Source organism: Roseiflexus castenholzii DSM 13941 (genome assembly GCF_000017805.1).
Classification (GTDB): Bacteria; Chloroflexota; Chloroflexia; order Chloroflexales; family Roseiflexaceae; genus Roseiflexus; species Roseiflexus castenholzii.
The window spans coordinates 4,091,082-4,116,211 of sequence record NC_009767.1 but is presented as its reverse complement, the minus strand read 5'-3'; the positions used below and the strand labels follow the sequence as shown (position 1 = coordinate 4,116,211).

Sequence of the window (25,130 nt, the reverse complement as noted above, 5' to 3'; positions counted from 1 at the left end):
TCCATCGGTGCGATAACGGGAGGGAAGCGCTCAACAGCGTCTGTCGGTTGCATCGACCGGATGCGCAGCGCTGCCTCGTTCTTTGAAGGAGTTATACCAATGACGATTGAAGATGAAGATGCCGCATGCTGGTCATTCCGAGCGCTGCTCGGGGTGACCATGCCGGATGGTCACAGGTCATTGGTATTACACCGCCGGAATCACAAAACTGAAGACACTGCCTTCATTGATGCAGCTTTCGACCCAGATGCGCCCGCCGAGGAGTCTGATGAGGGGTTTGACCAGCGAGAGACCGAGACCGGTACCGCCGGCTTCGACCTTGAGCGGATTCTCGGTGCGGTAGAACCGCTCCCAGATGCGAGGAAGGTCTTCCGGCGCAATCCCGACGCCGGTATCGCGCACATCGATCTGAACATACCGTCCAGGACGCAACCCGTCGCGTTCTTCGTCGGGAACCGCGTCAGCAGTGACTTCGCGCGCTTCGACGGTGATCGAGCCGCCGCGCGGCGTATATTTGACAGCGTTCGAAACGATATTGAAGAGGATCTGATTGAAACGTCGAGCGTCGGCGCGCACGAGTGGCAATCCGGCGGGAATGCTCAACGACAGGTGTTGCTGCCGATCCTGGATTTTCGGCTGAAGGTCGAGCATGACGGTGCTGAGCGTTTCGGCAACGTGGAGTGGGCGGATCTCAAGTTCAACGCTTCCCGTCTCGATCTTAGTGATGTCGAGCAGATCATTGATGATCGCAATCATACGCTCGGCATTCGACTGAATAATGCCGAGAAACTCTTTCTGCGTCTCGTTGAGCGGTCCCAGGCCGCCCATCGCAAGGAGCTGCGTAAACCCTTTGATCGATGTCATTGGGGTGCGCAATTCGTGTGAGACCGTGCCAATGAACTCGGTCTTCAGCCGATCCGACTCGACCTCGCGAGTGCGGTCGCGGAACACTGCGACCGCGCCGATCAGCGTCTCTTTACTCGAAATGACCGGGTCGAGCGTGATGTTGATCGTTCGCGGACCAATCTGGAAGGTTGTGGAGAGAGTGCGTGGCCGGTGCTGATCGTCCCAGGGATTGCGCAACAAATCATTGAGCGACAGTTCATCGACGCGCCGCCCCAGCAATCGTCGCAACAAGTCCTCCAGGTTCCATGTCACCAACTCTTCGATTGGGCGCTCGAGAATCTTTTCCGCCGCCAGGTTCGCCGTCAACACCGAACCGCTTTGGTCGCACACAATCACCCCATCGGAGAGGCTTTGCAAAATGGCCGTGCTCTGACTGACCGCCTGTTCCTGGCGCTGCTGCATTTCGTAGCGGTGGAAGTACTGCTGCTCCGCATGCTGATAGACCTGTGCGTTGTGAATGCCAATCGCAATCTGTTTGGCGGAAGCGTCGAGCAGTCGCAGGTGTTCCTCGCGGAAATACGCGGGCTGTTCGTGGGAGAGCACCAGAACGCCGAGCACTTCATGATGGGCGATGAGCGGCACTGCGATCATCGATCCCTGGCGTTTTGCCAGGGGATCGTCGATTGGTGGCGGCGTCCAGCGCGGGTCGGCAGTGACATCATCGACGATCAGGGGCTTGCGATGATGCGCAACCCATCCGACAATCCCCTGCCCGAGCGAGAAGCGCACATACCCGACATTGTCGCTTTTGCCCAGGACTGCGCGATCGACCAGTTGGTCGGTTTCCCGGTCGAGGAGCATGATCGATCCGTGTTGGACGCCGATCAGTTTTGCCAGGGTCTTGAGCGAGTTGCTCATAATCTCATCGCCATCGAGCGTACTGCTGACTTCGAGCGCAATGGCATTCAGTGTTTCGAGCGTATCGCGTTCGATCTTCAATTCGCGGGTGCGTTCGGCAATGCGCCGCTCCAGATCGGCGTTGAGGGCGCGCACCTCGGCATACAGTCGCGCATTCTCCAGAGCAATCGCTGCCTGCCCGACGACAGACCGCGCAAAGTCCTGCTGTGAACGATCAGCGAGCGTGCGCTCGTCACCCTGGCACAGAATGACGCCGGTGACGCCGCTCTGCGTGATGAGCGGAATGCCGAGCACGGCGACATCTGGAATGTGCCACGCATTCTGATCGGCTGCAACGAGGTTGGATGCCAGGAAAAGTTCCCGCTGCTGAAGCGTCTGAACCACCGGATCGTGGGTCGCTTCCAGCGGTATGGATCGCGTATCCGGCATAGGAGCGCCATGGCGCCATGCCAGTTCGAGGCGAGTGGCATCCTCTGCAAGCAGCCAGATATCGACGACGACAGGCGCCAGCACCTCAGCGAGCGTCACGCTGATACTGTGCAGGTGCTCCTTACGGTCGAAGGTGGATGATAGTTCGCGCGCAAGCTGGTTGAGCCGGGAGACTTGCAGCGTCGTGCGGTCGGTGACTTCCGCATCACGGTACAGGCTTTCGACCAGCATGCGGGTTTCGTTCAATTCGTTCAACACTCTGTGCGCGGCGCCAACCCAGCGTTCGACCAGCCGCGTAATCGCATAGTCGATGAGGTCATCCAGTGCATCGAGGAGATGATAAAATACATCATCCTGAGGCTGTCGCGCGGTTGCCTCCATCGACTCACGATACAGCGCACGACGACCCATGCTGCGCAGTCGCTGGAAGAGCATAATCTGGCGTGGCAGGTCGTCCTCGCCGATACTGCTCCGCAGTGCACGCAGCGCCGTCAGACACTCGTCAAGGGGTTGTTCATCACCGCCCGCAGCAGCGATCAACCCATCGTACAGCGCTGTTACGATCACTTTGCGCTCATCGGGATGCACCGTGATCGCTTCGCCGTTTCGCGCCGGAGCGTGGTGGTCTGCCGCGAACAGATCATCGCCTGCAGCAATCCAGAGCGGCAGCAGGTCCGTGCGGTTGGCGTTCAACCAGCGGGTCAGATGTGTTGATGTTGTATGCTGCATGGCTGTGTCGAGAGTGCTGTTCAGGTCTGCACGACAACGACGGTGGCATCGTCGGAATGTTTGCCATACGTGTGGACGATCTGCTCTGCCAAAGCCTGCGGCGATTGGCGAATATCGAGGTGCAAATCCTGTGCGAATTGTGATGAAACGCCGTCACTGTACAACACGAACAGATCGCCTGGATCGTAGGTATACGTTAGTTCGAGCAGTGTTGGCAGGCGGTAACCAAGAATGCCATTCTTCGAGATCGGCTTGATCGGTTTCCGGCTATAGACATAGATGCCGATGTTGCCAACGCCAATATACGACGCGCTGCTCTGGAGCGGGTCGAGCCGGAGCAATCCGGCGACCGCGCCGCGCGTTGTGTGAAGCGCCTCGTGTGCGACACGGATAAGTTCCTGGAGGGGTCGTTCGGCGCGTTCGCGGAAGACGGTTTCCGCCAGGCGCGCTGCGCGCGCCGCCTCTTCGCCGCCGCCCAACCCATCGACAACAGCCGCCAGTATGCCATTGCCGTTCAGCATTGCTACCGTCCAGGCATCGCCGGAGATCGATTGCCCCTGTTTGGCGCGATTGCAGGCGCCCCACGTAATGGTGTTCATCGGCGGACCTTTCCAGGCCCGCTGTTGGCGCGTTTGCCAGGCCACTTCACCGCGCGCACGCGCGTTCCTACCCCAACCGTCGACTCGATGTGAAAGTCGTCCATTAAGCGCTGAACGCCCGGCAGCCCTGCGCCGAGTGTCTGCGCAGTGCTGTACCCGTCGCGCAGCGCCAGGGCAATGTCGGCAATGCCGGGTCCCTGATCGCGCGCCTCAATGGCAATTCCCTGACGGTTGCCATCGGTGACATACTCGATGATCAGTTCGCCACTGCCAGCGTGTGCCAGGATATTGCGCGTCAGTTCCAGAACCGCGATTTCAATGCGCGTGCGGTCGATATCGTCGAACTCCAGGGCTGTCGCCATATCGCGCGCACGCCCCATCGCAACATACACATCGACTTCGCGCCGTACCGGACAGACTACCGCCTCCATCTGAGTGTACTCCTGCGTTAGTTTGAGCGCCAGTGCATAGCGTTACAGTTTGCTGACACACAGCGCAGCCACGCGTGCATTCCCGGTTTACGATTTGCCGCTCCTTGCGGGCGCGGTCTGCTCCTAAGTATATCAGTATAGCCGAGGAGCGTAACCAGAGTCGGATCAAAATGCATTCAATATTGACGCGAAATGGGCAAGGGAAGCGCGAAGCGGGAGGAGGTGAACTGTGAAGAGTGTGGAGTTTGTGGCACGCCTTTCGGAGGGGAGGCATTGATCATCGAAGGCGCAAAACGCAGATGATCGCGTTGAAAGTTGGTTTGGTCGATAGCCGCAGATGCCGCCATGGATGTTGGACAGAGGTATGGCCGATGACTTCAAGATGACCGAACTCAGACCCCTGCTCGAGGCGTGGCAGGCGGGTGAGGTCGGGGAGGACTTCGCGCCCCTGCTGGAGGTCGGGGCGAATGCATATTCGCCCCGACGCGATCCGTATTCTTAACCCCTACCTTCCCGTCCGCTTCTTGATCTCCTCCGTCAGCAGCGGCACAATTTCGTTGGCATCGCCGACGACGCCATAGGTGGCAACGCGAAAGATCGGCGCGTCCGGGTCTTTGTTGATCGCCACGATGGTGCGCGAAGAACGCATGCCTGCCAGGTGCTGAATGGCGCCGGAGATGCCGATCGCCATATACAGTTTCGGGCTGACCGTCTTGCCGGTCTGACCAACCTGATGCTCATACGGCACCCAACCGGCATCGACGATCGCGCGCGATGCGCCGTAGGCGCCGCCAACTGCTTCGGCGAGCGGGGGGATCAGTTTGTAATAGTTCTCCGGCGACCCCAGGCCGCGCCCGCCCGACACAATGATCGCAGCGTCGGACAGGTTGACGGCTCCCTGCTTCGGCGCAACGCTCACAACCTTTGCGCGCATCGGAACGCCGGGCAGATTTTCGGTCACCGCTGCGCCGGAGCGGTCAGGGTTTGCCTGCGGTTCCGGGAAACTCTGCTTGCGCACCGAGACGACTGCCGTTCTACCGGGAGCGAATGTCAACGTATTGATAACATTCCCGCCATGCGAGCTGCGGACGGCGCTTACCGTACCGTTCTCGATCATCACATTCGTCGAGTCGGCGGCGACGCCGGTATCGAGTTCCGCCGCCAGCGCCGCGCTGAAGTCGCGCATCTGGAAACCGGCGCCGGTCAGGATCAGGGCAGGCTGATATTTCTTCGCCAGTGCTGCGGCTGTGCCGACATACCCATCGGTGGTGTACTGCGCCAGTGCACCGTCGTCAACCACATAGGCTGTGTCGGCGCCATAACTGAAGGCGACTTGTGCAAGATCGCCGATGCCAGCGCCCAGGATCAGCGCGCCAACCTTCATACCGTTGGCATCAGCCAGTTCGCGCGCCTTGCCGAGCAATTCTTTCGACACCCCGGCCATATCGCCGTGAGCGGTTCGCTCAATGACAACCCAGATCTCATTCGCCATGGACGTTCTCCTGTCAGATAACCTGTGCTTCCATCAACTTATCGACCAGTCTGGCAACCTTTTCCGTGGCATCTTTCCCTTCGATGATCTCACCCTTGGGTCGCGGCGGTGGTGGCACACGATTAACCAGGTTCAACCTGGGGGTCAGATCGGCGGCGCTGAGACCGACATCCGCCGCTGACCAAGTCGGAATCTCGACTTTGGCGACCTTGCGGATGCGCAACAACGATGGATAGCGTGGTTCATTGATACCTTTGACGACCGTCACAACTGCTGGCAAACTGGCTTCGACCGTCTCGACGACTTCTTCGAGGTGGCGTTCGGCGACGATCCTGCCGCTTTCGAGCGTAACCACCTTGCCCACGTAGGTCAGTTGCGTCCAGCCCAGCAACCGCGCCAGTGCCGGAGCGAACGCCCCGGTTTCGTCATCGGTCGAGTTGCGCCCACACAGCACCAGATCGACGTCACCGAGTTTCTTGATGGCGGCGGCGGCGACCCGCGCAGCACCGAAGGTATCGAGGTTGGTGAAAGCCGGATCGCTCAAGAGCAGCGAGTCGGTTGCGCCCATAGCGAGCGCGCGACGAATCTGTTCTTTCCAGTCTTCTGGTCCAATCGAGAGAATGGTGACTTTGCCGCCCAGTTTCTCGTTCCATTGCAGCGCCTCTTCGACGGCGTACTCATCGAAGAGGTTCATGATCTGCTCGATCCCATCGGCGTTGATGGTCAGATCTGCATTGATCTTGACCGAGTTATCGCGCGGAACCTGTTTCATGCAGACGACGATGTGCATAGCGCCTCCCTCTTGCACCGCTGCTCATCAGCGGCGTCGCATCAACACTGCTTCCCCTGGTGATACCGTTGTGCGCTCATTGGCGTACCTGGTGACACACTGCATTATAACATGATGTTTATCATGCCCATGCATCTGGATCGTAGGCGGGCAACTCGCGGCGCAGCGGCTTATTTTCGCGGAAGCCGAGCGCGAAATCCGCCTGAAGCAGTTCCTGCAATTCGCGCGTGCCTTCGTAGATGATGGCGCCGCGCGCGTTGCGCAGGTAGCGTTCGACGGGATATTCGTCGCTGTAGCCATAGGCGCCGTGGATCTGGATCGCATCGTCGGCAGCCTCAAAACTGCTGACCGTGGCATGCCATTTGGCGAGGGTCGTTTCGCGCGTATTGCGGCGTCCCTGGTTTTTCATCCAGCCAGCACGGTACACCAACAGGCGGCTGGTGTCGAGTTTACGCACCATGTGGCTGATCATGCGTTTGACCAGTTGATGCTCGGCGATTGGTACGCCAAAGGTCTGGCGTTCTTGCGCGTAGCGAATGCTGGCTTCCAGGCTCGCCTGAATGAGACCGGTCGCACCGGCTGCGACCGTGTAGCGCCCATTGTCGAGGGCGGTCATGGCGATCTTAAAACCTTCGCCCTCTTCGCCGAGTCGGTTGGCGACCGGTACGCGCACATCTTCCAGGATGACCGAACCGGTGTTCCCGGCGCGCACGCCGAGTTTGCCGTGGATCGGGAGGCTACTGAAGCCAGGCATGGTGCGTTCGACAATGAAACACGAAATGCCCCGATTTCCCTTCGATGGGTCGGTCTTGGCAAAGACCAGAAAGTTGTCGGCGATGTCTGCCAGGCTGATCCAGGTTTTCTCGCCGTTCAGGATATAGGAGTCGCCGTCGCGTCGCGCAGTGGCGAGCATGGCGCCGGCATCGGTGCCGCTGTTCGGTTCGGTCAGACAGTAGGCGGCGATTTTTTCGCCTTTCGCCTGCGGAATCAAGTATTTCCGCTGTTGTTCTTCCGTTCCCCACTGAAACAGTGTCAGCGAGTTCAAACCGGTGTGGACGCTCATAACAACCCGCAGGAAACTGTCGACCCGCTCTAGTTCCTCGCATACGACCGCCAGCGCCAGGTAGTCCATTCCTGCGCCGCCAAGACGTGCAGGCAGGCAGATGCCGAGCAGCCCCAATTCGCCCATGCGCTTCAGAATGGGGCGGATGTGGGGGCGGGTCTCCGGTCCTTCCATCGCTGCGCCGCTGCGATCCCATTCACGGATGAAGGGAGCGACTTCCTTCTCGGCGAATTCGCGCACGGTGCGGCGCAGAATCTGGTGTTCCTCGGTCAGGAACATGTCGTAGTTAGCGGTGAAATCCATCGTCTTTTCTCCTGAAGAACCAAGAACTAAGAACTGAGAACCAGGAACAGGGTTAGGGAATAGGGTGTGGGGACTCCCTTTCCTCTTTCGCATCTTCGCACCTTTTCGGCTGCCGCCTTGCCGTCTTCCCTGACAACGTTCACCATTCAACGTTTAACGTCCACCTGCCCTGACCCCTCGCGTCGTACAGGGACGTTGCGATGCAACATCTCTCCCTGTTGCGTCTTTGTCGTCAACCTTCAGCCTCTTACCTCTGGACGCGCTGGCCTTCCCACCTTCACCCCGCCGCAGTGGTATCTCCCTCAAACTTTGGCGGGCGGTACGTTGCCGGCTTCGAGAATGGCGCGGCGTGCATCAACGCGTAGCAGCAGCGCAATACCGGCGATGAAGAAGATGAGCAGCAGCAGGATCGCCACGCGGTAGCTGCCGGTGAACTGGAGCGCCAATCCAAAAACGAGCGGTCCAAGCCAGCTGGTGCCACGTTCGCTGACTTCGTACAGACTGAAATACTCCGACTCCTGCCCTGGCGGGATCATCTGCGAAAAGAGTGATCGACTGATTGCCTGACTGCCGCCCAGCACAATTGCAATCGCAGCCGCCAGGATGTAGAACTGTGTCGGGCTGTCTGGTTGCACCCAGCCATACGCCGCAACGATCACACTCGTCCAGATTACCAGGCTCACCAGGATGGCGCGAGTGGCGCCAAGCCACCCGGCGATGCGTCCAAAGGCGAGGGCGCCAATGAAGGCGACAAACTGCACCATCAGGATGGCGGAAATCAGCGTGGATTGTTCCAATCGTAATTCTTCGGCGCCAAACTGCGACGCCAGGGCAATCACCGTCTGAATGCCATCATTGTAAAGCAGATAGGCGCCGAGGGACAGCAGCGTCTGCGGATAATGGCGCGCCTTGCGCAGTGTGTCCCACAACTGCTTGAACCCAATCGTAACATAATGCTCGCCTGGCGGAATCCGTTTGATCGGATCGCGCCGACGCAGCGCCAGCAGCGGAATGATGGTAAAGATTGCCCACCACATGCCGGCCGATGTGATACTGATGCGTACCGCGTGATCGGAAGAAACGCCGAACGACTCAGCGTTTTGAAAGAGCAGTAGATTGGCGACGAGCAGCAAGCCACCGCCAAGGTAGCCGAGCGCCCATCCCTGCGACGATACGGCATCGCGCCGGTCGGGGCTGGCAATTTCCGGCAGGAAAGCGTTGTAGAACACGATTGACGCGCCAAAACTCAGGTTGGCGATGAGAAAGAGCATCCCGCCGAAAAGGTAATTGCCGCCATCGAGAAAATAGAGCAGCATTGTCGCAATGGCGCCCACATAGGCGAACACGCCCAAGAGATGCTTCTTCAGATGGGTATAGTCCGCAATTGCGCCGAGGATCGGTAGAAAAAGCACCTGGAGCAGGACTGAAAGAGAAACCATGTAGGGAAAGAATGCGCCGGCGGCGACCGGAATACCCAGCGGGTAGACAAACCCATCGGCGTCGGCGGCGCGTCGGGTCACTGCGGTCAGGTACGGACCGAGGAAAACGGTCACAACAGTGGTAGAAAAGGCGGAATTTGCCCAATCGTAGAAATACCAGCCAACCTGTTCCCGGCGATCATCGATGGCAGCGACGCCGGTGCTGCGGGCCATCTCGATGCTCATGCACTCCTCTCTTCTCTTCATCCGTCACGCGTCATGCCGCACATTTGCCAGAGACGTCGGGGGGTAATACCAATGACCTGTGACCATCCGGCATGGTCACCCTGAGCAGCGCGAGGGGTCGTGCGCGACCCGTGCAGATTCCTCGCTGCGCTCGGCATGACCCGTCGCTGCGCTCGGCATGACCCGTCGCTGCGCTCGGCATGACCCGCATGCGGCATCGTCAATCGTCATTGGTATAACGTCTCTTCGGGCGGTGCGCCGCGCGCCTATTGTCCTTTCCACGTGGGCTGGCGCTTTTCGAGAAACGCCGACGTTCCTTCTTTTGCGTCGTCGGTTGCTGCAATCGCACCGAAGAGCGCCGCTTCGTACATGCATCCTTCCGCCAGCGGCATGTCCAACCCGCGATTGACTGCCTGCTTAATGGCTGCAATCGCCAGCGGCGCTTTTGAGGCGATCTTCATTGCCAGTGTACGCGCCTCGTCCATTAATGATGCCGCCGGAACGACACGCTCGACCAGACCGAGGCGCAGCGCCTCTGCCGCCGTGATCATATCTCCGGTCATGCAGAGCAGGCGCGCCGCCGATGGACCAATCAGGCGCGGCAGGCGCTGCGTGCCGCCCCAACCGGGGATGATGCCAAGATTGATCTCTGGTTGACCGAACATAGCAGTTTCGGCGGCAATGCGCACATCGCAACTCATCGCCAATTCCAGCCCGCCGCCAAGCGCGTACCCGTTGATTGCTGCAATGATCGGTTTGGCCATCTGGTGCATAAACAGCCCGAGATCGTGAGCGGCTTCGCTGAACCGTCGCGCGGCATCGGCGCCCGGCAACACCCGGATTTCGGTAATGTCGGCGCCGGCAGCGAACGCGCGATCGCCGGCGCCGGTGATGATTGCAACACGCTGCGATAAGTCGGCTTCAAACGCGCGCAACGCCGTCTGGATTTCGGCGATGGTCGCCTGATTGAGCGCGTTGCGCACACGTTCACGGTTGATTGTGATGATCGTCAGCGGACCTTCGACAGCCACAAGGATATTGTCGTCGGTCATAGCGCATCCTCCTCTCTGTATGCGGGGCGAAGGTATTATACCAGGAGTGAGGGGAGAGGCGCGAGGCGCGAGAGACCCGACAATAGCGTAGCGCGAGATTTATCTCGCATTTGTGGAGAGGCGAGAGGCACGAGGCGCGAGAGACCCGACAATAGCGTAGCGCGAGATTTATCTCGCATTTGTGGAGAGGCGAGGGGCGAGGCGCGAGAGGCGAGGGGCAAGAGGCGAGAGGGGAGAGGGGAGAGGCGCGAGAGGAGAGAGGCGAGGGGCGAGGCAAGAGGGGCGAGGGGAGAGAGGCGAGGCGCGAGGTGCGAGAGGCCCGACAAGGGCGTAGCGCGAGATTTATCTCGCATTTGTGGAGAGGCGAGGGGCGAGGCAAGAGGGGCGAGGGGAGAGAGGCGAGGCGCGAGGTGCGAGAGGCCCGACAAGGGCGTAGCGCGAGATTTATCTCGCATTTGTGGAGAGGCGAGAGGGGAGAGGGGAGAGGTGATACCAATGACGCTTGACGATGCCGCATGCGTGTTATTCCGAGCGCAGCGACGGGTCATGCCGAGCGCAGCGAGGAATCGAAGCGGGTCGCGCAAGCCCCCTCGCGCGGCTCAGGGTGACCATGCCGGATGGTCACAGGTCATTGGTATGAGAGGTGAGAGGTGAGAGGCAAGGGGCGAGAGGCAAGGGGCGAGGGACGAGAGGCGAGGCAATAGGAGAGGCGCCCCTGGCAGGCGCCCGTAGGTCGGGATGCCCGCCAGGAGACTTCACAAAGGTGTACAATCTCTTATCGATGACTGCTGCGGAATAGACTTTGCGCCTTCGTGTCTTTAGGTAAACCGATGCTGAAAGGAGCATCCCATGCACATTGCGGGAAGCAGCGCCCTGATCACCGGCGGAGCGTCGGGGTTGGGCGCAGGTGTGGCGCGCCATCTGGCAGCGCTTGGCGCGACGGTCACGATCGTGGATGTTAACCGCGAGGCAGGCATGGCATTGGCAGCGGAACTTGACGAACAGGTGCGCTTTATTGCTGCCGATGTCGCCGACGCCGAACAGATGCGGGCGGCGGTCGAGGCAACCGCAAGCGATGGCAACCTGCGCGCGTTGGTCTGTTGCGCAGGCATCGCCACGGCGGAACGCACGCTGGGCAAGGAAGGACCGTTGCCACTCGAACGGTTTACGCGCGTGATTGCGGTCAATCTGATTGGCACATTCAATGCCATCCGGTTGGCTGCGACGGTTATGGCAGGCAACACGCCCAACGACGACGGCGAGCGCGGCGTGATTGTCTGCACTGCTTCGATTGCCGCGTTCGAGGGGCAGATCGGGCAGGCGGCATATAGCGCCTCGAAAGCCGGTGTGGTCGGTATGACGCTGCCGCTGGCGCGCGAACTGGCACGACACGGAATTCGGGTCGTCAGCATCGCGCCCGGAACCTTTGATACACCGATGCTGGCAGGGCTGCCGGAGGCGGCGATCATGGCGCTGGCGCAGCAGGTTCCGTTTCCATCGCGTTTGGGCAGACCGTCCGAGTTTGCCACGCTGGTGCAGCACATTATCGAGAACCCGATGCTCAATGGCACAACAATCCGCCTCGACGGCGCGCTGCGCATGGGTCCGCGATAAGAGGGCGGGTCGGCGCGCGTTCCCGGGGGTAGGCGGGTCGGCGCGCGTTCCCAGGGGTAGGCGGGTCGGCGCGCGTCTCTGTGGGCGGGAGGGTCGGCGCGCGTTCCCAGGGATAGGCGGGTCGGCGCGCGTCTCTGTGGGTGGGCGGGTCGGCGCGCGTTCCCAGGGATAGGCGGGTCGGCGCGCGTCTCTGTGGGTGGGCGGGTCGGCGCGCGTCTCTGTGGGCGGGCGGGTCGCCCGCGTTCCCGGAAACGCGCGCGCAAAGGACACGAATCTCCATTGCGCACGCTCGCTTCACATGGTGTATCATAATAGTGTTATGACACACGTGCGTCAACGGATCTCCGCGTCTGAACCGCGTCACACGCCTGAACCACTCCATGCGCACATCCATTTGCTCGAGGCGATCGGTCAACCGCTGGTCATTACCGATCTGTCGGGCGTCATCGTGTACTGGAACGCGGCTGCGGAGGCCGCCTTTGGTTGGCGGTGGGAAGAGGTGTGTGGTCGTTCGGTGATGGACATGTCGGACAGTGAACGATGGCGGCGCAAAGTAACTCGCGCGCTCGACAGCGTAGCGCGGGAGGGTTGGTGGTATGGTGAGACGGTTGTTCAGCGTCGTGATGACACCAAGGCGCCGGTCCTCGTTCAGGCGCGTCGTTGGTTCCGCAGCGAGAGCGAAGCGACGTTCATTGTTCTTCTTGTGACCGATCTCAGTTCTCAAAAGCGCATTGAAGAACGGTTGCGTCGCCGTGTGGCAGTCCAGCGTCAGCAGACTATCGACCTCCAGCAACGTCTGAGACGGCAACTGACCGATGTGCGCCTGGCAAACCACATGTTGAGTAAAGAAATTGCCGAGCGTATCAGCGTTGAACAGAAACTACGCTTTCAGGCAATGCTGCTCGATGCGGTCAGTCAGGCAGTGATTGCAACGAATCTGACAAGTGCGATTACGTACTGGAGCCGCTCGGCTGAGCGTATCTTCGGGTGGAGTGAAGCCGACATGATCGGTCGTCACGTCTTCGACCTGGTAGCGGAGCCAAAGGATAACGCGCAGATCGCAGAAATGCGCGCAACTGTCGCTGCCGGTCACCCATGGGAGGGCGAGTTTACCCTGACGCGGCGCGATGGAACGATGTTTCCTGCGTTCGTGACCGTGGCGGCGATCTATGATGAGCAGCAGCGTCGGAGCGGATCGATCGGCGTGATCAGTGATATCACCGATCGTAAACGTGATCGTGAAGCGCTGGCGAACGCCAATGCGCGTCTTCAGGCGATGAATGCCGATCTTCAGTTGAGCCGCGATCTTTTGTACACGATTGTAGATAATCTCGACGATGCGCTGGCATTGATCGATAACAACGGTATCATTCAGACAACCAATCGCCAATTTGCACGCCTCTTTGCCCGCCCACCCGACACGCTTCCTGGCGCCTCGTGCGATACGATCTGTCCTGAGATTGCGCCAATCGTCGCGCGTACCCTTGCCAGCGGTCTCAAGGCATCGGGACGGGTGCAGCTGCGCCGTGCCTCAGGCGCCATGGCGATTCTCGACATTCACAGTATTCCCCTGAGCGATGCCAACGAGGCGCGACGCGTGGTGTTGCGCCTGGTGGATGTCACCGAACATCTGCAACTTGAGGCGATTATGCGCCAGAATGAGCGCCTGGCGGCGAGCAGTCGCCTGGCGGCGATTGTCGCGCACGAGATTAACACCCCGTTGCAGTCGATCCAAAACTATCTGTACCTGTTACGCGCACACGGCGCTGCGCAATCGGGGGAGTTTCTCGATCTGGTCAGCGATGAGATCTGTCGAGTTTCGGGGTTGCTACGGCGTCTGCTCGATCTCCATCGTCCCGGCGATGGAGCGATTGAACTGATCGACTGTAATGCGCTGATCGAGCGGGTATTGTTGTTGCTCGGCGGCACACTGGCGGGCAGCGGCATCCGGGTGGAGCGATCCCTGACAACACCTCTTCCACCAGTGTCGGGAGGGCGCGACGCCCTGACCCAGGTGTTGCTCAATCTGCTGATCAACGCGATTGATGCCATGCCGTGCGGCGGAACATTGCGGATCGCAACGCGCCATTCACTTGAAACTATCGATCAGTCGCCCGTTGCGTGCGTGCAAATAATGGTCGAAGATACCGGACCAGGTATTATGCCCGATCTGCAAGAACGGATTTTTGATCCGTTCTTTACCACAAAGCCGCATGGATCAGGGTTAGGGTTGACGGTTAGTCGGCAAATCGTCGAACAGCACGGCGGGATGCTGCGGCTTCAGAGCGGTTCGGGCGGCGGAGCGACATTTATTGTCACCCTCCCGGCAGCGGACAGATGGTAAGATGTCGCTGTGCTGCTGGCGCCGGGTTTTCTGGTGGCTTGCGATGCAACAACCAGCAGAACGGCTCATATCTGAAAGTCAAGGTCATGATTCGCGGTCACGGTCGGATACTTCTGGTTGAAGACGATCATGCGGCGCTGATGTCGCTCCGCCGTATTCTGGAAAGTGCAGGCTATCAGGTTACGGCAGTCGCCGATGGTGAAACCGCCTGTAAACATCTGGAGCAGATTGGCGGCGGTGTGTATGATGTGGTGCTCACCGATCTGCGGATGAACACGATCAATGGACTGGATGTGTTGCGCGCGGCGCGGCGGTTGCCGAGTCCGCCGGAAGTGGTGTTGCTGACGGGCTACGGGACATTGGGAACGGCAATTGAGGCGCTGCGTGCTGGAGTGTACGATTATTTGCTCAAACCCTGCAAACCAGAAGAACTCCTGCATACCATCGAAGGAGCAGTGCAGCGCCGGTACGACTCGGCGCTCCAACTCGCAGCCCTGCGCGAGCAGGCGCGTGGCGCCGTCTCAGAAGACGATCGTTTTCTGATTGAGCAGATCCGCTACATGCGCGTGGGTGAACTGCTGATTGATCGCTTCAATCGACGCATTATCTTCAGAAATCGCCTGGTTCAGGCGACGCCGACCGAGTATGAGTTACTGAGTTGCCTGGCAGAAGCGCGTGGTCAGGTTCTTCGCTTTCGCGACATTGTGCAGCGCGTCTATCTCGATGCTCATGCCATTTCCGATGATGAAGCCCAACAACTGCTCAAAACCCATATTCACAATTTGCGGCATAAGATCGATCCGGCGTATATTGTCAATGTCCGCGGCGTCGGGTATCGGTTGATTGATCCCCGAGCATTGCGCCATCGTCTTGAAGAGTGAGCGAATGACGCAGGGTAATGTTGTGTTATACTATCAGGAAATACAATGAAACCTGACCATCGGTTCTTCGCACAGGCTCTCAGCCGCACGTCCAGGGTCTGCATTTGCACAAAGAGGTGTCTGTGCCCCCCGTGATGCGCTCCGATGACTGGGACCGACTGTTTGCGCCAAATGCTCCAAAGCGCGGTGGTCCGCTGCGTGCGCTGATCCATATTGTTGTTGTGACGCTCCTGCTGGGGGCGCTGGCGGTCGGAGGGATGTGGCTCGTCGGTCAGCGTCAGCAGCAGGCGGAACGTCTGGCGGCGACGGCAACTGCATATGCGGGGACAATCGTGCCGCAATTGACCAGCGTCGCCGGAGCGACGCAAACGGTTGAGGCGCAGGGAACGGCAACCCGCATTGCGTTGCGCACTGCGACCGCACAGGCGGCGGTCGGTCCAACCGGTACGCCCGATCCGGGCATTGGCAGCGGCGAGGTCGTCCGTGGCGGCAATCTGCGTCGCGAGCCGCGCGTTGCCCCCGAAACCATCGTCGGGTTGATCTATCCGGGAGACAGGATTACCTTTCTGGAGCGGCGCAGGGTTGGCGATCAGGTCTGGTTTCGGATTCGGGTCGATCAACCGGCGGTGGATCGTTCTGGCGAAGGCGTTCCGGCCGGAACGGAGGGATGGGCATCGGCGCTGCTGCTCTCACCACTCCCCTGATATCGATGCATCTCCTCCCTGTCATTCATTGCAGTACGGCATCTTCCAGGAGACCCACAGTGACATCTGCCATTACACTTGGTTGTGTTCTCAACGACGCTCGTTTTACCTTCTGGTCGATTCTGCGCCACGGTGTACGCGCGCGCGCAGCGGACCACGGTGTGACCGTCATTGATCAGGACGCGCGAACGGTTGAAGCACAGGTCGAGATGGTTGCCGATCTCCTGCGGCGACGGGTGCATGCGCTGATCCTGGGACCGGCGCGCGAGACGCGCGCGTTTGCCCAGCATCTTGAACTGGCGCGGTTGGCGCGCGTGCCGGTTATCGAGGTCGATGGCGGGATCCTTGAGGGGTATGTCAGTGCAACGGTTCGCTCCGACGAGCGTCAGGGACTGATGCGCATTGCCGAGTTGCTCACGGCGCGCCTGGGTGAACAGTTGTGCATCGCCCTTATCGCCGGTCCGCACAACCATCGCGCCGATATTCTGGCGGATGCGCTGCGCCAATGGCCGCGTATTCGGATAATGGCGCAGGCAGTCGGCGACTGGACGCGCGAAAGCGGCAGGAATCTGACAGAAGAATGGCTGCGCGCCGGTCAACCGATCGATGCCATCTTTGCCGCCAATGATCCCATGGCGCTTGGCGCGGTTGATGCGCTCAAGGCGCAGAACCTGGCGGGGAAGGTCGTTGTCGTCGGTTTCGATGGCTTGCCGGAAGCGCTGCGCGCCATTCACAGCGGCCACATGCTGGCAACGGTCAATCAGGAGCCGCTGCGTATCGGACGTCAGGCGGTGGATGTGGCGCTCCAGGCACTGCGCGGCGTTCCGGTCGAACGGCAGATTTTCACACCCGGCGAGTTGATCACGTGCGACAATGTGACCGAATCGGCGCTGAGCGCGCTTGATCTGCTTCCCGGTATCATGCACGATCTCATCGAAAGTAATGCCGAACGACAGAAGTTGCAGGACGAAATTATTGCTGCGCAGCGCTCGACCATTCGGGAATTATCAACGCCGATCATTCCACTCGATGCGCGCACGCTTATTGTTCCCCTGATCGGCGCGATTGACAGCACCCGCGCTGCGCAGATGACCCACGCGATCCTTGAAGCGATTGAAGAGCGGCGCGCCGATGATGTTATCATCGACATTACCGGGATTGCAGTCATTGATACCGGCGTTGCCAATCACCTGGTGCAGACGGCACAGGCAGCCGCTCTGCTCGGCGCGCATGTCACCCTGGCAGGAATGTCGCCGGAAGTTGCGCAGACGATTGTGCAGTTGGGGGTCAAACTCGGTCAGTTGACCACATGCAGTAACTTGCAGACGGCGCTCGAACTCGTGCGTCGCCGCCATCACCGATGGCGGCGACGCATGTTCACGGGAATGATCGCGTGAGAGGCGTCGCCGGAGCGAAGCGCAGGGAAAGGGTTGCAACGGGTCTCTCGCAATGGGGCTTCGAGGATTCGTCCAGGGGGACGTTTCGCTCCTACGTTGCGTCACGCGCCATTTGAGCGCGGCGCGCTTCTTGTTGGCGTTCCAGATACGATAGGACGGCGTAAGCCTCGGAAATGTCCTCGATACTGACTAGCCCCAGGTAGACTTCTCCTTCATACACTGCCACAACGCGCGTACCCTGCGCGCTCATCACCTGGCGCACCTCATCGAGAGTGGCGCTCGCTGGGACGCGCACAAACTCACGTTGCATAATGCCGGTGACGTACAGATCGCGCGTGTCGCTCGCCAGGGCACGCAGCACATCTTCGCGCGTCACAATACCGATCAGACGACTATTCTGCATAACGGCGAAGTCGGGTTGATAACTGGTCAGAATATAATCGACCACCTTGCTCACACGGTCGCCAATATCGAGCGTGAGGGCATGCCGATTGTATGCATCACCGACGCGCATAGTGTCGAGCATTGTGCGCGCCTGCCCCTCGGCATTTTCCTGCCCGGCGCCGAGAAAGATGAACACGGCGACGAGCGCCAGCAAAAAGTTGCCGCTGAGAATACCCAGAATGCCAAGAACAATAGCAATCCCCTGACCGAGGAACGTCGCAATGCGCGTAGCGCGGCGAAAACCGATGATCATCGCCAGTACCGAGCGCAGAATGCGCCCGCCATCGAGCGGAAACGCCGGGATCATGTTGAAGAGCACCAGCAACACATTTGCCTGCAACAGCCAGAGCGTTAACCCCTGGATCGACGGCGCCGGAAACGCACCACGCCCAATCTCCAGTGTGTTCAGGTCAAAAATGCCGAAGGCCAGCGCCGTTCCCGTCACCAGCAGCAGCACAGCGGCGATGATGACATTCACCAGTGGTCCGGCGGCGGCGATGACCAGTTCGTGCCATGCCTTCGACGGATTGCGCCCCAGCAATGCCAGACCGCCGAGCGGCAACAGAATGATCTCGCGCACCGGGATGCCGAAGGCGCGCGCCGCAATACCGTGCCCCAATTCGTGGAGTGTCACACAGAGAAACAGCAACAGGATCAGCAATGCGCCGAATGCTGCGCCGACTGCGCCATATGATGCTCCGCCAGCGATAGCGCCAAGAATGACGATCAAAAAGAACGTCAGATGAATCTTGATGTCGATGCCGGCGACCTGTGCAATGCGAAATGACCATCTCATGATTGTTCTCCCAAAAGATTATCCCCTGCCATCATCTGGATCATCACCAACCCGTCGTCCTTTTCACTACCGGTACGTCATGGTACCAGATTCGGATTGATGACATACGACCACCAGTTGTTGCTGACCCCGAACGTTTCGCCGCCGACCCGTGGCAGATGGCTGAGCCACCAGAGATGATGGAGGCGCATATCGCCGCCGCCCCATTCCCGGCAATCGACCCAACGAGGGCGACCCGGCATATCGGGGAAGGTCAACCAGTCGTCACAATAGCTGAGGACGGGTCGCGGGTTGCCCCAATCGTAATCACGCTCGGAGTTGGGGGCGAAATGCACATTGCCGCAGTGCGCCTGCCCTGGGTGGATTTTGTCGTAGCGGGTGAACACGTTCCACAGATTCTGTTCCGGCGGATGCCCGGCAAACACGCGGCTCATGATCGACTCGACGCGGTGGCCGAAATTCTCCAGCATGCAATCAACATCGCGCTCATAGTTGAATGCCATAATGACAAATCGTCTAGAGCAGTGGTCGGTGTTCGGCACCGGCGGCGAGTTGCACCAGAATGCGTCGCGCCCGACCATCGTCGATTCATAGTCGCCGGCATACGGGAAGGAAAAGAACCAGACCTCATCCATCTCGCCGCGTTCGTAGCGCCCGATCAGGTCGAACGCCGCAACCTGCGCCTCGTAGTCGATCCGATCGGGTTCGTGCATCTGGCGCGAGCGCCACGCGGATACATAACTTTCGCCGGTGTAGCAAAACCCGTCGATCTTGGGTGGAAACCAGTCGGCGTCGATACGTTCGACAATGCGATAACGCACATATCCGCCGCTCGCCCACTCCAGATCGGCAATATACTGGCGCGCCAGGCGGTCCGGGTCATTCCAGCCAAAAATGTCGGTCAGGCGACGCCTGCCCTCGGACGAAACCGGCGGGTTGTGGACAATCATCAGCACACGTGGAGAAATGGATTCAACCGGCAATGCTGGCGTCTGCACCGGGAGCGAAAACGGGGAGACATGTTGAGGAAGACGGATGCTATTCAGCAAACGGCGTAGAAAGGCAAGCATTCTGGGTCAATCATTATTGTCAGAGATAACGATCTGTGAGCGTATCCCCAGCGCCGCGAGTTGCTGTAAACAGATCACAATATATTTAGCGGCGATGCGACGTTCTTCTTCCGTAGTATCGAGCATCGGATCATAGCCAGGCATCTGCGACTTCACGAAGAGGCCATCAAGGATTTCCTGCTCGTCCGGGGTCAGTGCATCCATGTCCGCTTGTCTCCTCCGTCACACATGCCCCCGGCACTGTTTCGCCAATGACCGGGATCAAACGCTTCTCACCAGCTTACCAGATACTATGACCGGTCGGTATGTGCGTATAGTACCACACTTTCAAGGGGTGTGACCATGCAATCGAAGAAACATACAGCCGGTGAGTGCGATGACCTTGATAGTGCTGCGACTCAGTAGTGTGCTGGCCGTCAGGCGCCTGCGAACAGTGATGGAGGCTTCACACCGGTGGAACCTGGCGAACGACATCGGGTGTGACGTTCGTCGTCAGCCTGCGCATACGGCAGCGCCCAGGATGCGATGCCACCCGGCACTGAACTGTCGGGCGGCATCGAGGTCTCTGCGCTGGAGTTATACCAATGACCTGTGACCATCCGGCATGGTCACCCTGAGCAGCGCGAGGGGTCGTGCGCGACCCGCTGAGATTCCTCGCTGCGCGCGGAATGACCCGTCGCTGCGCGCGGCATGACCCGTCGCTGCGCTCGGAATGACCAGCATGCGGTATCTTCAATCGTCATTGGTATTATTCCACCGACAGGCGAAAGACCGTTATATGGCGGTACGTCTCGCCAGGCTTGAGGATTGTCGAAGGAAACTGCGGATGGTTCGGCGAATCGGGGAAGTGCTGGGTTTCCAGGCAGAGGGCGGCATGTTTGGTCAACACGTGTCCATTGCGCGCAACCAGTGTTCCATCGAGGGAATTGCCGGTATACAGGTGAATACCGGGATGCGTGGTCAGCACATCGAGCACGCGACCGCTCGCCGGATCGACGAGGCGCGCAGCGCGGCGCAACGCGCCAGCGGCGCCGTCGATGATCCATGTGTGATCATACCCGCCAAGAGCATGGCGAATCTGCTCATCATCATGGGGGATGCGAGCGCCGATTGGGGTTGGCGTGGTGAAATCCATCACCGTGCCATGCACGGCGCGAATCTCGCCGGTTGGGATCAGCGATGCGTCAACGGGCAAAAAATGATCGGCGAACAACTGCAACTCATGGCGCAGAATATTTCCGCTGCCGCTCAGATTGAAATACGCATGGTGCGTCAGATTGACCACCGTGGCGCGGTCGGTCGTCGCAAGATAATCGATGCGCAGCGCGCCATCACCAGTCAGCATGTACGTTACGGTGACGTTCAGATTACCCGGATACCCTTCGTCTCCGTCGCGGCTGAAGTATGTCAGTTCCAGTGCTGGTTCAGCGGCGTCGGAAATGGGGCGTGCCCGCCAGATGACTTTATCGAAGCCGGTGAGACCGCCGTGGAGGTGATGCCCGCCATGGTTGCGCGCCAAGTGATACGTCGTGCCGCCAAGCGAGAAGGCGCCATTGGCGATCCGGTTTGCGAAACGACCGATCAGGCTGCCGATATATGCCGGATTGTTCAGGTAGGGGGTCAGGGTATCGAAACCGACGACGACGTCTCCCTGTTGACCATGACGATCCGGAGCGCGGAGCGACACGAGCGCGCCGCCATACGTGATGATCTGCGCTTCGATGCCGGAGTCGCTGCTCAGCGTGAAACGATCGACCGTCTGACCGTCGATAGCGCCAAAGGACTCGCAAATGATACTCATGGTGTCCTCTCGCAGAACTGTCGAATGATCCAGGCGATAGGGATGCTATTCGATATGATGGTCCGGCCCATCGAGATCGGCGAGCAACACGCGCACTGCCGCCTCGAGTTGAGCATCACGCCCATAGCGCCACTCCCCCAGTCGCAGCGGCACATCGACGTCTACCGGTCGACCGCGCCCTTCCAGCTCTTCGCCTTCAGGTGTCGTGACCCGCAGTTGCGGCAACCGGAGCGATGTCCCATCAATCAGGAGTCGAGTGAACGTGCCGATAACCGCGCCAGCCGTTGGTTTTCCGACCACCTTCCCCAGACCCTGGCGACGGTACGATTCGCTGAAGGTTTCTGCATTAGAACTCGATGCCTCGTTCGTCACCAGCACCGTCGGCTTGTTCAGCACACGATTGCCAAAGATATGCGACGAATCGGCGACAGAGCGATTGCGAAAGGCGCTGAACAGAACGCTGCGACGCATCAGAACATCGAGAATAAACGTTGCCGTATGCCCGCCTGAGTTAAAGCGGATGTCGACGACCAAGCCTTCTTTGTTATGCATTTCGACATCGAGATCGGTCAGGAACTGCTGGTATGCATCGTAACTCATCTTACGAATGTGCACATAGCCGATGCGCCCGTTACTCGCCCGATGAACGATCTGTTCATTTTCAAGCACCCATGCCCGGTATCGCAACCAGTCATACTGTTCCGCCGTGATGGGGCGCACCTCGACATCGCGCTGCTCGCCGGCAGGATTGACCACACGCAGAATAACCCGCTGGCCCGCCGTGCGTTGCAACAACGCATCGAGCGATGTTTCCGGTTTCAATGCGACGCCATTGACTGCCAGCAACACATCACCGGGTTGAAGCGCACCATTGTGGGCGACTGCCGCCGGGCCGTCGGGAATAACCCCGGCAACGCGGAATTGACCGCTGCGCAGATATTCGATGGTATCGAGCGTGATGCCGAGGTAGCCGTCCTGACCGCCATTCCCGTCGCTTCTGAACAATCCAACGTGTGAAGAACGGAGTTCTCCGACCATCAGGTTGATCAAGAGATACACTTCAGGAGGGGTCTGCGCCCCCTGGATCAGTGGCGCATACCGGTCGTGTATCGTTTTCCAGTCGATGCCGCGAAAGCGCTCATCGTAAAAGCAATCGCGCAGCAACCGCCAGCACTCTTCGAATATCTGCCGCTTTTCCTGTGTGAAATCGACAACCACCTCAGCCGATACGGGCAACGTCGTCTGTTCTCCCTTCGGAAACTTTCGCAGCGCGATGGTTCCACCATCAAGGAAATAGATCTGTTTCCCATCAGGTGTGAAGCAGGCACACGATTTCGTGCCCGGAGTGCTGGTCAACTGGCGCGGTCCCTGACCGGCGCGCGGCTCATCAAGCGGCAATGTCCAGAGATTCTGCCGCCCCGCAATGGTGGCGCTGCACACGAGATCGCGTCCGTCCGGGCTGATACACAATGCAATGGCATCCATTTGCGGTGGCGTCAACAGGCGCAACCGGCGTTCGATACCGTTGAACACAATTGTTATCTCGCTCGGTGACGTGGATCTGGATAACCTGGATGGCGCGTTATGCTGACGAGCAGCGCGGTCGGACTCATCATCCGGTTCGATGACAGGAACAACCATCGGTTGTGGCTCACGATCGGCGTCTGCACTGCGCGTATGGGGCGGTCCGACTGTGGATGGCGGTCCAGCCGTCTGTTTGTCCCGACAATCACTTTTGTGCAATTCAAACAACCGCTCGAACTCCGTCTCACGGAACACCGGTGGTTGAGGTTGCAGATCGATGCGCGCGATCTGCGACTCGGCGCGATACTGTCCGGTCGTGAAGACAAGAAAGCGTCCATCAGGCGACCACAGCGGTCCTGCCGCCTGGAGATTGCTGAGGAACGAAATCTGATGCGCCTGTTCTTCCTCGATATGTTGCACGTACACATTGCTGAAAAACCGTTCGTCCTGAGCGCAGAATGCCAGCCAGCGACTATCGGGAGACCAGGCGAACGATGCGCCAAAGACAAAGTATGCCCGAATAAATGGGCGATCCTCTCCGCTTGAGACCTCGATCAGCCGGATTTCGTCATCACCGCTTGCATATGCAATCCAGCGCCCATCAGGCGAGAAACAAGGCGCGCTCTTACGTTTCGCTCCAAACGTCAGGCGGGTTTCGCTGCGCGCGAGGAAATCGTAGCAGTACACTTCTTCGTCGCCGTGACGATCAGAAACATAGACCAGGCGCCGGCTGTCGGGCGACCAGGCAATATCGCTATCGCGGAATGCCGTGTGCGAGATGCGATAGGCCGGCCCGTGGCGCTGATCGCGTTCCGTTTCCTTTTCGGCAAAATCGGCGAAAATCTTCCCGCGCACCGTAAAGGCGACTTTCTTTCCATCGGGCGAGAGCGCCAGTTCACCTGCATCGCGCGTGTAGGTCTGCACCCGCACCGGCGTCACTTTGGTATCCTGGCGCACCTGAATCGGGACGCGCGTGGTTGCACCGGAAGCGAGATCGAGCGTCCAGATGCCAAAATCACGCTCGAATGCGATCATTCTGCCATCGGCGCTGATCGAGGGCCAGAGCAGGCGCCCGTCGGTGAATGCCGTGATGCGCTCTGCGACGCCTCCCTCTCGCGGCGCCACCCACAGATTTTCGCTTCCATCGCGATCAGAAACAAAGAAGATCAACTGACTATCGGGCGACCACATGGGACAGTAATTCATACCGGGCGCGTCGCTCAATTGAAAGAAATCATCGGCGTCAGGCGCATTCGATACCAGCCAGAGTTCTGCGCCGCCATACGGATTCGGTCCCCGTCGCCACCACAGATCGCGCATCAGGCTGAATGCCAGCCAGCGACCACAGGGTGAAACCGCGACTGTGCCGAGGCGCTCGTATGGTTGTGCAATCCAGCGAACCGGCGTACCGCCTGATGCGGCGATGCGATAGATCGCGGCGCCCTGGCGCTCGCGTTGAGAGGTGAAATAGATGGCAGCGCCGTCAGGCGACCAGCACTCGACGGCGCTCTGCGCCTCGTGATATGTGATCCGTCGCACCTCGCCGCCGTTGAGCGGCAGCACATACACGTCGCCCTGTCCGGTGCGAGATGAGGTGTAGGCGATGGCTGAACCATCCGGCGACCAGCGCGGCAGCATGTGATTTGCAGGATGAGCGGTCAGTCGCTCGGCTTGCCCGCCGCTGACATCAACAAGCCAGATGTCGCCTGCATAGACGAATGCGATACGACTGCCGGCGGGATCAATCGAGGGCGCGCGAAAGTAGGGACGGATAACATACCGATCGTCAGTCATGGGCGGTCCCTTTAATATTACAGCGCGTCGTACACATGCCATTATAGATGCGACTCACCATGCGGACAAGCGCCCATCGACCGTTGCGCTGGTCTGCGCTATCCAGCGCGGCAGGCGCTGTAATGTGGACGGAGTCAGCGCATATGGTGCGCCGGTGCGCAGATGTGCTCGACGGCGTGGGTGTGGGTTGAACAGCGCTCATTGCCCGGAGCACGAAGGAATGTTGTGCTCGCCTGTGGAACTTTTCCGGCTTTTCCATCGTCCTGTAGCGGGATGATAAGCACTGACGAAAGGCGTTGCGGCACTGTCTCAGTCTGGCATCATTGCAGATTAAGGATATCTGGCTATACTACATGGTGTCTCTTTACTAAGAACGATAACCGGCGTTTGCACAACAATGCAGGTCTCTGCTCGTGAGGATGGCGCGAACCACGGATTACACCGA

18 protein-coding genes are annotated in these 25,130 nt (G+C 59.5%); 5 read left to right on the top strand and 13 right to left on the bottom strand.

Annotated elements, in window-relative coordinates:
• Positions 1 to 186: 186 nt before the first annotated feature.
• The 8 genes from RCAS_RS16355 to RCAS_RS16320 form a co-directional block, all read right to left on the bottom strand.
• On the bottom strand, positions 187 to 2,922 hold the full coding sequence (locus RCAS_RS16355; protein WP_012121648.1) for a GAF domain-containing protein: 2,736 nt from the start codon (positions 2,920 to 2,922) through the stop codon (positions 187 to 189).
• Between the two features lie 20 nt (positions 2,923 to 2,942).
• The gene (locus tag RCAS_RS16350; RefSeq protein WP_012121647.1) at positions 2,943 to 3,521 is read right to left on the bottom strand and encodes a SpoIIE family protein phosphatase; all 579 of its coding nucleotides are present in this window, start codon (positions 3,519 to 3,521) and stop codon (positions 2,943 to 2,945) included.
• Positions 3,518 to 3,952: an anti-sigma regulatory factor gene (locus RCAS_RS16345; RefSeq protein WP_012121646.1), complete on the bottom strand. Its 435-nt coding sequence runs from the start codon at positions 3,950 to 3,952 to the stop codon at positions 3,518 to 3,520. Before RCAS_RS16345 ends, RCAS_RS16350 begins: the two co-directional genes overlap by 4 nt.
• Positions 3,953 to 4,457: 505 nt before the next feature.
• The gene (locus RCAS_RS16340) at positions 4,458 to 5,444 is read right to left on the bottom strand and encodes an electron transfer flavoprotein subunit alpha/FixB family protein (RefSeq protein WP_012121645.1); all 987 of its coding nucleotides are present in this window, start codon (positions 5,442 to 5,444) and stop codon (positions 4,458 to 4,460) included.
• A 13-nt stretch (positions 5,445 to 5,457) separates the two neighbouring features.
• Positions 5,458 to 6,234, bottom strand: a complete 777-nt coding sequence (locus RCAS_RS16335) for an electron transfer flavoprotein subunit beta/FixA family protein (protein ID WP_012121644.1) — start codon at positions 6,232 to 6,234, stop codon at positions 5,458 to 5,460.
• Between the two features lie 121 nt (positions 6,235 to 6,355).
• The gene (locus tag RCAS_RS16330) at positions 6,356 to 7,600 is read right to left on the bottom strand and encodes an acyl-CoA dehydrogenase family protein (RefSeq protein WP_041330949.1); all 1,245 of its coding nucleotides are present in this window, start codon (positions 7,598 to 7,600) and stop codon (positions 6,356 to 6,358) included.
• A 302-nt stretch (positions 7,601 to 7,902) separates the two neighbouring features.
• A complete protein-coding gene (locus tag RCAS_RS16325) occupies positions 7,903 to 9,264 on the bottom strand; it encodes an MFS transporter (RefSeq protein ID WP_012121642.1) in 1,362 nt (453 codons plus the stop codon).
• A gap of 266 nt (positions 9,265 to 9,530) precedes the next feature.
• Entirely contained in the window at positions 9,531 to 10,316 is a 786-nt protein-coding gene (locus tag RCAS_RS16320) for an enoyl-CoA hydratase/isomerase family protein (RefSeq protein WP_012121641.1), read from the bottom strand.
• 849 nt (positions 10,317 to 11,165) lie between these two features.
• Here RCAS_RS16320 and RCAS_RS16315 point away from each other — a divergent pair.
• The 5 genes from RCAS_RS16315 (at position 11,166) to RCAS_RS16295 (ending at position 17,256) form a co-directional block, all read left to right on the top strand.
• A complete protein-coding gene (locus RCAS_RS16315) occupies positions 11,166 to 11,930 on the top strand; it encodes an SDR family NAD(P)-dependent oxidoreductase (protein ID WP_012121640.1) in 765 nt (254 codons plus the stop codon).
• A gap of 319 nt (positions 11,931 to 12,249) precedes the next feature.
• Positions 12,250 to 14,274, top strand: a complete 2,025-nt coding sequence (locus RCAS_RS16310) for a PAS domain S-box protein (protein ID WP_157042675.1) — start codon at positions 12,250 to 12,252, stop codon at positions 14,272 to 14,274.
• Between the two features lie 86 nt (positions 14,275 to 14,360).
• A complete protein-coding gene (locus RCAS_RS16305) occupies positions 14,361 to 15,155 on the top strand; it encodes a response regulator transcription factor (RefSeq protein WP_041330946.1) in 795 nt (264 codons plus the stop codon).
• Positions 15,156 to 15,277: 122 nt separating this feature from the next.
• The gene (locus RCAS_RS16300) at positions 15,278 to 15,859 is read left to right on the top strand and encodes an SH3 domain-containing protein (protein WP_232280043.1); all 582 of its coding nucleotides are present in this window, start codon (positions 15,278 to 15,280) and stop codon (positions 15,857 to 15,859) included.
• Positions 15,860 to 15,918: 59 nt separating this feature from the next.
• A complete protein-coding gene (locus RCAS_RS16295) occupies positions 15,919 to 17,256 on the top strand; it encodes a substrate-binding domain-containing protein (protein ID WP_012121636.1) in 1,338 nt (445 codons plus the stop codon).
• Between the two features lie 91 nt (positions 17,257 to 17,347).
• Here RCAS_RS16295 and RCAS_RS16290 read toward each other — a convergent pair whose 3' ends face one another.
• The 5 genes from RCAS_RS16290 to RCAS_RS16270 all read right to left on the bottom strand — a co-directional run bounded on the left by RCAS_RS16290 (position 17,348) and on the right by RCAS_RS16270 (position 24,685).
• The gene (locus RCAS_RS16290) at positions 17,348 to 18,496 is read right to left on the bottom strand and encodes a site-2 protease family protein (RefSeq protein WP_012121635.1); all 1,149 of its coding nucleotides are present in this window, start codon (positions 18,494 to 18,496) and stop codon (positions 17,348 to 17,350) included.
• Between the two features lie 77 nt (positions 18,497 to 18,573).
• Complete coding sequence (locus RCAS_RS16285; protein ID WP_012121634.1) at positions 18,574 to 19,566, bottom strand: hypothetical protein; 993 nt, start codon at positions 19,564 to 19,566, stop codon at positions 18,574 to 18,576.
• A 6-nt stretch (positions 19,567 to 19,572) separates the two neighbouring features.
• Positions 19,573 to 19,770, bottom strand: a complete 198-nt coding sequence (locus tag RCAS_RS16280) for a hypothetical protein (RefSeq protein WP_012121633.1) — start codon at positions 19,768 to 19,770, stop codon at positions 19,573 to 19,575.
• A 544-nt stretch (positions 19,771 to 20,314) separates the two neighbouring features.
• Positions 20,315 to 21,367, bottom strand: coding sequence for an aldose epimerase family protein (locus RCAS_RS16275; protein ID WP_012121632.1), 1,053 nt, complete (start codon positions 21,365 to 21,367; stop codon positions 20,315 to 20,317).
• Positions 21,368 to 21,412: 45 nt separating this feature from the next.
• Positions 21,413 to 24,685 (bottom strand): S41 family peptidase, encoded by a 3,273-nt coding sequence (locus RCAS_RS16270; protein WP_012121631.1) that lies wholly within the window; start codon positions 24,683 to 24,685, stop codon positions 21,413 to 21,415.
• Positions 24,686 to 25,130 lie beyond the last annotated feature (445 nt).